General features: G+C 61.6%; 11 protein-coding genes and 1 pseudogene. 7 read left to right on the forward strand and 5 right to left on the reverse strand.

Features of this window, described 5'->3' with window-relative positions:
- A pseudogene (locus tag AC1DWI_RS04715) lies at window positions 1–234 on the reverse strand (collagen-like protein); the annotation flags it as partial.
- 389 nt (window positions 235–623) lie between these two features.
- Here AC1DWI_RS04715 and AC1DWI_RS04720 point away from each other — a divergent pair.
- From AC1DWI_RS04720 to AC1DWI_RS04740, 5 genes are all read left to right on the forward strand, one after another.
- Window positions 624–1,415, forward strand: coding sequence for an SDR family NAD(P)-dependent oxidoreductase (locus AC1DWI_RS04720; RefSeq protein WP_477670491.1), 792 nt, complete (start codon window positions 624–626; stop codon window positions 1,413–1,415).
- A gap of 301 nt (window positions 1,416–1,716) precedes the next feature.
- A complete protein-coding gene (locus AC1DWI_RS04725; RefSeq protein WP_477670490.1) occupies window positions 1,717–2,667 on the forward strand; it encodes an ABC transporter ATP-binding protein in 951 nt (316 codons plus the stop codon).
- The gene (locus AC1DWI_RS04730) at window positions 2,664–3,425 is read left to right on the forward strand and encodes an ABC transporter permease (RefSeq protein ID WP_457281963.1); all 762 of its coding nucleotides are present in this window, start codon (window positions 2,664–2,666) and stop codon (window positions 3,423–3,425) included. The genes AC1DWI_RS04725 and AC1DWI_RS04730 overlap by 4 nt, the downstream gene beginning before the upstream one ends.
- 203 nt (window positions 3,426–3,628) lie before the next feature.
- Window positions 3,629–4,687, forward strand: a complete 1,059-nt coding sequence (locus tag AC1DWI_RS04735; RefSeq protein WP_477670489.1) for a pirin family protein — start codon at window positions 3,629–3,631, stop codon at window positions 4,685–4,687.
- A gap of 198 nt (window positions 4,688–4,885) precedes the next feature.
- Complete coding sequence (locus AC1DWI_RS04740; protein WP_477670488.1) at window positions 4,886–5,332, forward strand: hypothetical protein; 447 nt, start codon at window positions 4,886–4,888, stop codon at window positions 5,330–5,332.
- An 8-nt stretch (window positions 5,333–5,340) separates the two neighbouring features.
- On the opposite strand, the gene AC1DWI_RS04745 is transcribed toward AC1DWI_RS04740, so the two are convergent.
- The 3 genes from AC1DWI_RS04745 to tkt all read right to left on the reverse strand — a co-directional run bounded on the left by AC1DWI_RS04745 (window position 5,341) and on the right by tkt (window position 8,772).
- Entirely contained in the window at window positions 5,341–5,571 is a 231-nt protein-coding gene (locus AC1DWI_RS04745) for a hypothetical protein (protein ID WP_477724451.1), read from the reverse strand.
- A 95-nt stretch (window positions 5,572–5,666) separates the two neighbouring features.
- Entirely contained in the window at window positions 5,667–6,665 is a 999-nt protein-coding gene (gap, locus tag AC1DWI_RS04750; RefSeq protein WP_477724452.1) for a type I glyceraldehyde-3-phosphate dehydrogenase, read from the reverse strand.
- Between the two features lie 64 nt (window positions 6,666–6,729).
- Window positions 6,730–8,772 carry a transketolase gene (gene tkt, locus AC1DWI_RS04755; RefSeq protein WP_477670486.1) on the reverse strand — a complete coding sequence of 681 codons (2,043 nt, stop codon included), beginning with the start codon at window positions 8,770–8,772 and terminating at the stop codon, window positions 6,730–6,732.
- Between the two features lie 133 nt (window positions 8,773–8,905).
- On the opposite strand from tkt, the gene speD reads away from it, so the two are divergent.
- The gene (speD, locus tag AC1DWI_RS04760; protein WP_477651193.1) at window positions 8,906–9,283 is read left to right on the forward strand and encodes an adenosylmethionine decarboxylase; all 378 of its coding nucleotides are present in this window, start codon (window positions 8,906–8,908) and stop codon (window positions 9,281–9,283) included.
- 6 nt (window positions 9,284–9,289) lie between these two features.
- Here the strand turns inward: speD and AC1DWI_RS04765 are convergent, their stop codons facing one another.
- On the reverse strand, window positions 9,290–10,075 hold the full coding sequence (locus tag AC1DWI_RS04765) for a nucleotidyltransferase domain-containing protein (protein ID WP_477724453.1): 786 nt from the start codon (window positions 10,073–10,075) through the stop codon (window positions 9,290–9,292).
- 61 nt (window positions 10,076–10,136) lie between these two features.
- Here AC1DWI_RS04765 and AC1DWI_RS04770 point away from each other — a divergent pair.
- Window positions 10,137–10,415, forward strand: a 279-nt coding sequence (locus tag AC1DWI_RS04770) for a sugar phosphate nucleotidyltransferase (protein ID WP_477724454.1), incomplete at its 3' end; no start/stop codon positions are given.

A 10,415-nucleotide genomic window follows, 5' to 3' on the forward strand; every position in this document is an offset into this window, starting at 1 on the left:
AGAGCCCGTCGCTCCAGTCGCACCGGTAGCGCCGGTCGGGCCTGGAATACCGACGCCAGCGCCCGTGGCCCCCTTGGCGCCGTCAGTGCCGGCGGCACCCGTGGCGCCCGCAGGACCTGCAGGCCCGGGCACGGTGACAACTGCCGCAGGCGGCGCGACAACCGTCCGCTCACAGGCAACAAGGCTCAACGTTGCGACCAGTGTGGATAAAAGGAATGCGTGTTTCATTGTCATAGTGATCCTCTGGGAAAATTCGCACCAAGGTGCGTCAACAGTTCGTTCCTGCCTTGACCGTGAACTGTTTTTTTTACGGATCATGTGCATGAAACCGATACCAGCCACAACGCTTTTGCTGAAGGTCACACATTCGAAAACCGCTAACGGCTACCGTATGCCTGGCCCTCTTGAAAGAATCATTTCTGATGCAGACAACAGGATGAGTGCTCAAGGTACCCATTGGCAAGCGCCCATGCTGTAGGACGGGCCCACGACAGCGTGTCCCGAATCGGCAGCATCGCAAACGCGCGCAAACACGTCCAATAGTGCAAACTTCAACCTGAACTTTCGCCCACACCGCCAAAGCCCTTTCTTCATTCACACCAGAYAACAAGGCAAGGACATCCATGACCGCAACTTCTTCAACCAGCCCCGTGGCCGTCGTGACAGGGGGTGCTCGCGGCATTGGCCTTGCCATCGGGAAATGGTTTCTGGCCAACGGGTACCGTGTGGCGCTTCTGGATATCGACAGCGACACGCTGCTCCCAGCCGCTAGCGCCATTCAGGATGCAGGCCGCGTACTGGCGGCGCATTGCGACGTGGCCGACCCGGCGCAGGTGAAATCGGCCATGGAGGAGGTGGACGCCCGCTTTGGCCGTATCGATGCGCTGGTCAATAACGCCGGCATCGCGGTGTTCAAGCCTATCGGTGAGACAACATTTGAAGAATGGCGCCGGGTTTTGGGCGTCAACCTGGATGGCGCGTTTTTGTGCAGCCAGGCTTGCGTGCCCATCATGAAGCGCACGGGCGGTGGCAGCATTGTCAACATCGCGTCGATCTCGGGCTTGCGTGCAAGCACGCTTCGCGTGGCGTACGGCACCAGCAAGGCCGCGCTCATCCAGCTGACCAAGCAGCAGGCGGTTGAGCTGGGCACCCTCGGCATCCGGGCCAACGTGATCGCGCCCGGGCCGGTGGACACGGAAATGGCCAAGCTGGTTCACAGCGTGGCGATCCGCTCGGACTACCACGACGTGATTCCGCTGGGGCGCTACGGCACCGTGGAAGAAATCGCGTCGGCCGTGGGCTTTTTGTGCAGCCCGGCAGCCAGCTATGTCAATGGCCAGGTGCTGGCTGTGGATGGTGGTTTTGAGTCCGCCGGTGTCGGCTTGCCGACGCTGAGAAAAAACCAGACGGCCTGAGTCTTCCACGGGATTCGGGCAACACCCACCGCGCTGGAAAACCCTAGGGCCTACTAACACTATGTTTGCAAGATGCGTTGCGAGTCAAAAAGGCCGTGAGCAAGGCGCAAAACGCAGGCGGGGTGAACCCCGTCAAGGCTTTGCAACGCCGCTCAGGGCCTTTTTGATCGCAACCCGGAGGGAATGGGGTGAAAACATAGTGTTAATAGGCCCTGGTCCCAGCTTTTTCAGCCTTGCTCTATAGAATGATTCGGGTCTCTTCTGGCGTCATTCTGGCGCCACTTTCTTGTCAGGATGCCGCGTGCAACCCATTATTTCCCTTCAGAAACTCAGCAAAACTTACGCTTCGGGCTTTCATGCGCTCAAGTCGGTGGACCTGGATATCCAGCGCGGCGAGATTTTCGCCCTGCTCGGCCCCAACGGCGCAGGCAAGACCACCTTGATCAGCATCGTCTGCGGCATTGTCAATCCCAGCTCGGGCAGCGTGACGGCCGATGGACACGACGTCGTGCGTGACTACCGCGCCGCTCGCGCCAGGATCGGGCTGGTCCCCCAGGAGCTTTCGACCGATGCGTTTGAAACCGTGTGGTCCACCGTGAGCTTCAGCCGGGGCCTGTTCGGCAAGCCGCCGAACCCCGCCTACATCGAGAAAGTACTGCGCGACCTTTCGCTGTGGGACAAGAAGGACAGCAAGATCATGGCGCTCTCCGGCGGCATGAAGCGCCGGGTATTGATTGCCAAGGCGCTGTCGCACGAGCCCACCATCCTGTTCCTCGATGAGCCCAGCGCGGGCGTCGACGTCGAGCTGCGCAAGGGCATGTGGCAAATGGTGCGGGAGCTGCGCGACAGCGGCGTCACCATCATCCTGACCACGCACTATATTGAGGAAGCCGAGGAGATGGCCGACCGCATTGGCGTCATCAATAAGGGCGAGCTGATTCTTGTCGAAGACAAAACGGTGCTGATGCGCAAGCTGGGCAAGAAGCAACTGAGCCTGCAACTGCAAACACCGCTGCAAAGCATTCCGGATGCGCTGGCAGGGCTGCCGCTTGAGTTGACGAAAGAGGGCCACACACTGGTCTACACCTTCGATACACAAACCGAGGAGACGGGTATTGCGGCGTTGCTCAAGCAGCTGGCCGAACTCGGCATTGACTTCAAGGACCTGCATTCAAGCGAGAGTTCGCTCGAAGACATCTTCGTGAGCCTGGTGCATGCCGACCAACCTGGCGCCCAGAAGGAGGCCGCATGAACTGGCACGCCATCCGCGCTATTTACCGCTTTGAAATGGCGCGCACCTTCCGCACGCTGATGCAATCCATCGCCTCGCCGGTGATCTCGACCTCGCTGTACTTCGTGGTGTTCGGGGCGGCCATCGGTTCACGCATGGGAGACATCGACGGCATCCGCTACGGTGCCTTCATCATTCCCGGCCTCGTCATGCTGTCGCTGCTCAACGAGAGCATCTCGAACGCCGCCTTCGGCATCTACATGCCGAAATGGTCGGGGACAATTTACGAGCTGCTGTCGGCGCCGGTGTCATCGATGGAGGTGGTGATGGGCTATGTGGGCGCCGCGGCGAGCAAATCCGTCATGCTGGGGCTACTGATCCTGGCAACGGCGCGCCTCTTCGTGCCTTATGAGATCGCGCACCCTTTCTGGATGCTGTGCTTCCTGCTGCTGACCGCGCTGACCTTCAGCCTGTTCGGTTTCATCATCGGGCTGTGGGCCGACAACTTCCAGAAGCTGCAGATTGTGCCGCTGATGGTGGTGACGCCGCTGACTTTCCTCGGTGGCGCGTTTTATTCGATCAACATGCTGCCGCCGCTGTGGCAGAAGGTCGCCCTGTTCAACCCGGTGGTCTACCTGATCAGCGGATTTCGCTGGAGTTTTTACGGGGTGGCCGATGTCAACGTAGGCATCAGCGTGGCGGCCATCATGGGCTTTCTGGGGCTGTGCCTCGGCGCGGTGTGGTGGATCTTCCGCACGGGCTGGAAACTGAAGGCCTGAGGAAGGGGCAGGCGGCTGGTGGAGAGCGTCCTGCAAATGCTATTGATTTTATAGCTGCCTGCGCTTACCAAATAAGGGCTACGGGCATATTTCCCTAAAATTCCAGGGCCAGGCCCGACGCATGGGCTGGCGGCGCAACTTGAAAGGACAGCGGCCAACCTCATATGTATTCGTTGAAAGTTTCACGCCAGAAAGGCCTCCTCATGCCTGCCGACCTCGCCGCAAGTCCCGCCACCCATCCAGTCCTCCAGGTCAAGCCGCTCGGCTTTCCGTGGGCAACGCTCGACCCGTTCCTCTTTTGCGTGTACCACGACGACGCTTACCCCCGCGCCAATGCGCAGATGGGCCCGGATGCCTCGCTCGCGGGGCGCAACATCGGCCAGGACTTTGCCCGCAAGGACGGCTGGAACATGTACCACGGCAGCACGGTGCCGGGCTTTCCCGCGCACCCGCATCGCGGCTTTGAAACCGTGACCATAGTGCGCAAGGGACTGATCGACCATTCCGACTCCCTGGGCGCGACAGCGCGCTTTGGCCGCGGCGACGTGCAGTGGCTGACGGCCGGCAAGGGCGTGGTCCATTCCGAGATGTTCCCTTTGCTGGACCAGCAAAATCCCAATCCACTGGAGCTGTTCCAGATCTGGCTGAACCTGCCGGCGGCCGGCAAGATGAGCGAGCCGCATTTCACCATGTTCTGGTCGCAGGACATTCCGCGCCTGGACATCAAGGATGCCGAAGGGCGCGGCACCGAAGTGGCCGTGATTGCCGGCCGTATTCAAAATACCCAAACCGCGCCGCTGGCGCCGCCGCCGGATTCGTGGGCCTCGCAGGCCGAGGCCGACGTGGCGATCTGGACGATTCGCATGGTGCCCGGCGCCCGCTGGACGCTGCCCGCCGCAACGGGCGAAGGCACGCGGCGCCAGCTCTATTTTTTCAAGGGGCAGTCGGCGACGCTGGGCGGTCAGGCGGTGAGTGTGGACAGCGCCATCGAGCTGCGGGCCGGCGTGGACGCAGAGATCGTCAACGGCGGCGAGGAAGCCGAATTCCTGATGCTGCAAGGCAAGCCCATTGGTGAGCCGGTGGTCCAGTACGGCCCGTTTGTCATGAACACGCAAGCCGAAATCGCGCAAACCATGGCGGACTACCAGCGCACGCAGTTTGGTGGCTGGTCGTTTGGCGATGACGCGCCGGTGCATGGGCGGGAGCCGGCGCGCTTTGCGCGGCACCCGGGCGGACGCGAAGAGCGGCCGACGGGCGACTGACGGCCGAGCAGCACCTCGCTGCTATATTTTTAATAGCTGCCCGCGCTTGTTCTTAGCTGCTCCGGGGCACTTTTCGCATAACTCCGGCATTACCAGTCAACCTCCCCGCAGTACCCCCAGGCAATATCGGGTTTCGCAAACGCCGCCTGTGGGGTGCGGCAGCAGGCGCCTACACTCCCGCCAACACAAGGAGATGCCATGAGCCAGGAGCCCAACTCCCAGGCGGTCAAAAACGAACTGAATGCGCTGGCGCAGGCGTTCTTTCGCGCCGTCTCGTTTGAGCCGGGCAGCGTGCCGTCGTACGATGACATTCACGCGCTCTTCATCGACGCAGGCCTCCTGATCAAGAACACAGGAACCGCACCCGAGATTTCCAGCGTGCGCGAATTCATCGCGCCGCGGCAGGCTCTGGTGGACAGCGGTGCACTGACGCGCTTCAGGGAATGGGAGCTGTCGGAAACCACACAAATCTTCGGCAACATTGCCCATCGCTACAGCGCTTACGGCAAGGCCGGCACGATGAACGGCGAGGCATTCGAGGCGCGCGGCATGATCTCGACGCAGTTCGTCAAAACGCCTGAAGGCTGGAAGATGAGCGCGATGGCCTGGGACGATGAACGGCCCGGCCTGCACTTGCCTGATTGACCTGCCACTCAGGGAGGCATCAGCCCCGCATTGACCACCACCTCGTCCAGCGCGGCGAAAGTCATGTTGTGGCGATCCGTCAGCGGCCCACCGCCGGGCACTACATGGCCGTCTGCGGTGTAGCCAATGGCCTTGAACTTCCACACGCCGCCAATCAGTTTGAGCTGGCCCACCAGCTCGCCGCTGCTCAGATGAACACTCACCACTTGTTCGTYGAGTTTTTTGAACGTCAGGGGCATCAGCATGAACCTTTCAGGGCGACTGGTCGCCGAGTATTGCACTGACAATAAAAAAGCGCCCGGAGGCGCTTTTTTATTGGCGATGTTGAAGTGAATTACTTCGCCACCACGCGGACCATTTCGAGGCACTTGTTGGAGTAGCCCCATTCGTTGTCGTACCAGGCGACGACCTTGATGAAGGTGCCGTCGAGCGCGATGGACGCATCGGCGTCAAACACGCTGGTGCAGGTCTCGCCGCGGAAGTCGGTGGCAACGACCTTGTCTTCGGTGTAGCCCAGGATGCCCTTGAGTGCGCCTTCGCTTTGCGCTTTCATTTCGGCGCAGATTTCCTTGAGCGTGGCTTCCTTGTTGAGCTCGCAGGTCAGGTCAACCACCGACACGTCGGAGGTGGGCACGCGGAAGGACATGCCGGTCAGCTTCTTGTTGAGCTCGGGGATCACCACGCCCACAGCCTTGGCAGCGCCGGTGCTGGRGGGAATGATGTTTTCCAGGATGCCGCGGCCGCCGCGCCAGTCTTTGTTCGACGGGCCGTCCACGGTTTTCTGCGTGGCAGTGGCCGCGTGCACGGTCGTCATCAGGCCGCGCTTGATGCCCCACTTGTCGTTCAGCACCTTGGCGATAGGCGCCAGGCAGTTGGTGGTGCAGCTGGCGTTGGAAATGATGGCCTCGCCCTTGTAGGTCTTGTCGTTGACGCCGAAAACGAACATCGGGGTGTCGTCTTTCGACGGTGCCGAGAAGATGACCTTCTTCGCGCCGGCGGCCAGGTGCTTCTCACCGGAAGCCTTGTCGAGGAAGAGGCCCGTGGACTCCAGCACCACGGTGGCGCCGATATCGCCCCACTTGAGGTTGGCGGGGTCACGTTCCTGCGTCAGGCGGATCTTCTTGCCGTTGACGATCAGCGTGTTGCCTTCAACGGACACGTCGCCTTCGAAGCGGCCGTGCACCGAGTCGTACTTCAGCATGTAGGCCAGGTACTCAGGCTCGAGCAAATCATTGATGCCGACGATTTCAATGTCGCCAAAGCTTTTGATGGCCGAGCGAAACACGTTGCGGCCGATACGGCCAAAACCATTAATGCCAAGTTTGATAGTCATCTGCTGTTGCTCCTGGAAGTTGAAATCTTGTTGAATTGGGCGGCCGTGTCCGTTATCCGCGTGTTTACTTGCGCAGCACCTTGCGCACGGTGTCGGCCACGTTCTCGGCGGTAAAGCCAAAGTGCTTGAACAGCACTGGCGCGGGCGCCGATTCACCGTAGCTGTCGATGCCCACCACGGCGGCACAGCCGTATTTCCACCAGCCGTCCGTCACGCCCATTTCCACCGCGATGCGGGGGATGCCTTCGGGCAGCACTTCGGATTTGTACGCCGTTTTCTGTTTGTCAAAGGTCGTGGTGCTGGGCATGGAAACCACGCGCACAGCGATCTTGTGAGCGGCGAGCAGCTCTTGCGCCTTGAGCGCGAGTTGCACTTCAGAACCCGTGGCGATGATGACGGCCTGGGCCTTCTTGTTCAGGCCCACTTCGGCGGGCTCGGCCAGCACATAAGCGCCCTTGCTGATTTCACCGAGGTCGTTCTTCGGTGCGTAAGGCAGGTTCTGGCGGCTCAGCAGCAGCGCCGTCGGCTTGTTCTTGTTCTCGAGCGCGACGGCCCAGGCAACAGCCGTTTCAGCCGTGTCGCCCGGACGCCAGACGTCGAGGTTGGGAATCAAACGCAGGCTCGCGGCGTGCTCGATGGACTGGTGCGTCGGGCCGTCTTCACCGAGGCCGATGGAGTCGTGCGTGAAGACGTGGATGACGCGGATCTTCATCAGCGCGGCCATGCGGATGGCGTTGCGGCTGTAGTCGCTGAAGGTCAGGAAGGTGCCGCCGTAGGGAATGAAGCCACCGTGCAGCGCAATGCCGTTCATGATGGCGGCCATGCCGAATTCGCGCACGCCGTAGTTGATGTGGCGGCCACCGGCGCTCACGCCTTCGGCATTGGCCGTCAGCACGACTTCGCCGTTCATGTCAAAGCGCAGGTTGGGCGTGGACTTGGTGTTGGTGAGGTTGGAGCCGGTCAAATCGGCCGAGCCGCCCAGCAACTCTGGCAGGCCGGCGGTGAAGGCTTCGAGTGCGAGCTGCGAAGCCTTGCGCGAGGCCACGGTTTCGGCCTTGGTGTGTGCGCCGATGACAGTGTCGACAGCCAGTTGCGAGAAGCTCTTGGGCAGGTCGCCCTTCATACGGCGGGCCAGCTCGGCGGCCAGTGCGGGGTGCGCGGCCTTGTAGGCAGCGAATTTCGCGTCCCAGGCGGCCTCAAGAGACAGGCCCTTGGCCTTGGCGTCCCAGGCGTCGTAGGTTTCTTTCGGCACTTCAAACGGTGCGTAAGGCCAGTTGAGGGCTTCGCGCGTGAGCTTGATTTCTTCGGCGCCCAGCGGCTCGCCGTGGGCCTTGGCGGTGTTGGCGCGGTTGGGCGAACCTTTGCCGATATGCGTCTTGCAGATGATCAGCGTGGGCTTGTCGTTGGACTTCTTCGCGCCTTCGATGGCCTGCGAGACCAGCTCGGCGTCGTGGCCGTCGATGGGGCCCAGCACGTTCCAGCCGTAGGCGGCAAAACGCACGGCGGTGTTGTCGATGAACCAGGGCGCGACCTGGCCGTCGATGGAGATGCCGTTGTCGTCATACAGCGCGACCAGCTTGTTGAGCTTCCACGCACCGGCGAGCGCGGCCGCTTCGTGGCTGATGCCTTCCATCAGGCAGCCRTCGCCCATGAACACATAGGTGTTGTGGTCGACGACGGTGTGGCCTTCGCGATTGAACTCTTTGGCGAGCAGCTTTTCAGCCAGCGCCATGCCGACCGCATTGGTCAGGCCCTGGCCCAGCGGGCCGGTGGTGGTTTCAACGCCGGGGGTGTAGCCGTATTCGGGGTGGCCGGGGGTTTTGCTGTGGAGCTGGCGGAAATTCTTGAGTTCGCCGATGGGCAGCTTGTAGCCGGTGAGGTGCAGTACGGCATAAATGAGCATGGAGCCGTGGCCGTTGGACAGCACAAACCGGTCGCGGTCGAACCAGTTGGGGTTGTGCGGGCTGTGCTTGAGGTGGCGGCCCCAGAGGGCGACTGCCATGTCGGCCATGCCCATGGGGGCGCCGGGATGTCCGGAATTGGCTTGTTGAACGGCGTCCATTGCGAGTGCGCGTATCGCATTCGCCATCATTTGCGTATTGGCCATGTAGGCAGCTCCGGGAGGGGAAAAGATCAGGGGTAACCCGGTATTTTACCGTTTGGGCCCTCCCCACCGGTTTGGCGGGGGTTTGGACCCGATTTGGCCGGGCGGCACCCCGTCATGCACTAAAGTCAGGGGCATGCAAGGCCTTCACCTGACCGCCGACCTTTACAAATGCCGCTGCGACCCGGCCTGGCTGACCGACGCCACCCGACTGGGCGACTGGTGCGTGCAGGCCGTGCAGGCGGCCGGCCTGCAGGCCGTTAACCAGCTGTTTCACACTTTTCCCGACACCGTGCATGGCCCCGGGGGCATCACGGCGACCGTGCTGCTGGCCGAGTCGCATGTGTGCGTGCACACCTGGCCCGAGCAAAAAGCAGTAACGCTGGACGTCTATGTGTGCAACTTCGGCGGCGACCACTCCGCCAGGGCGCGCGGCCTGATGGACGCGCTGGTGCGGCGCTTTAATCCGGAATGGACCGAGCAGCGGTCGCTGGACCGGGGAGATACGCAGTAGGCCGGCTCACCACTTCTCGCGCACGGTCGTCAAAAAGAGCGCGTTGAGGGTCGGCAGCACGGGCCGAAGATCATCGCGTTCCGGGATCGCCGCATCCAGCCTGGCAAGCTCAACCTCAATAAAGGCATTGACTCGCGGGAAAGGCGCCGACAGGCCCAATTCAGGCGCGCCGCGTTTTTTCTCCAGCATTTCGTCGATGTCGGCGAGCAGGTCCGTCTCACCCTCGATCAGGTGCAGCAGGCTGGCGAATTCGATAGGCGCGGCTGTGCCGTAGCGCTCGAGCCAGCGCACCGCGAGCAGCGGCCGCAGCACATAAAAATACTTCTTGAGCCGCACCATCTCACCCTGCAGGTGTTCGCGGTAGTTGCCCTTGGCCGAACTGCGGTAATGGTGTATGCCCCGCTCGCACGAGTAGACCAGGGGCAACAGCCGCCTCGCCTCTTCGGCAAAGGGACCGTTTWCCATATATTTGATCGGCGACTGAATCCACTCGACAAATCCCGGATTCGACTTCCAGAACAGGCGCAGCGCTTTACGCAGGTCCCAACCGTTGAGGTCGATGTCGTCGACGATGGGGTACTCGATGACGTCACGGCGGTCCTCAAGATCAAGCGAGAGGTAGTCGTCGGCCGGCCGCGCGTAAATAAAGYGCACGTCGAAATCACTGTTCGGCGACGCAAAGCCCCAGGCCCGGCTGCCGGACTCGATCGCCATCAGGATGCGCACACCGTGCTCCCGTTCGGTGGCTGCGAGGCGGCTCATGATTTCAGCGTGGATCTCGGGAGGAATCATCGGCAGGCTTTCGAATTTTGGTTCATCCATTCTGCATGAGCGGCCCCGTTAAACTGCCGTCATGCCCTCTGCACCCATCAAAGCCATGATCATGGCCGCCGGCCGCGGCGAGCGCATGCGCCCGCTGACCAACACCACGCCCAAGCCCCTGCTGCCGGTGCGCGGCAAGCCGCTGATTGACTGGCAGGTTACTGCGCTGGTGCGCGGTGGTTTTACCGGCCTGGTCATCAACACGGCCTGGCTGGGTGAACAGGTTCCGGCCCATTTTTCGGCGCTTTCTTCAAGCCATTTCGGGCTGCAGCCCAATAAGGACGGGCGCAAGCAGCTATCAATTTCATAC

The organism is Polaromonas sp. P3_C2, assembly GCF_056402675.1.

Excerpts from the sequence above, each read along its gene's own strand:
- AC1DWI_RS04720 (WP_477670491.1), top strand. The coding sequence starts at position 624 with ATGACCGCAACTTCTTCAACCAGCCCCGTGGCCGTCGTGACAGGGGGT.
- AC1DWI_RS04730 (WP_457281963.1), top strand. The coding sequence starts at position 2,664 with ATGAACTGGCACGCCATCCGCGCTATTTACCGCTTTGAAATGGCGCGC.
- AC1DWI_RS04735 (WP_477670489.1), top strand. The coding sequence starts at position 3,629 with ATGCCTGCCGACCTCGCCGCAAGTCCCGCCACCCATCCAGTCCTCCAG.
- AC1DWI_RS04740 (WP_477670488.1), top strand. The coding sequence starts at position 4,886 with ATGAGCCAGGAGCCCAACTCCCAGGCGGTCAAAAACGAACTGAATGCG.
- speD (WP_477651193.1), top strand. The coding sequence starts at position 8,906 with ATGCAAGGCCTTCACCTGACCGCCGACCTTTACAAATGCCGCTGCGAC.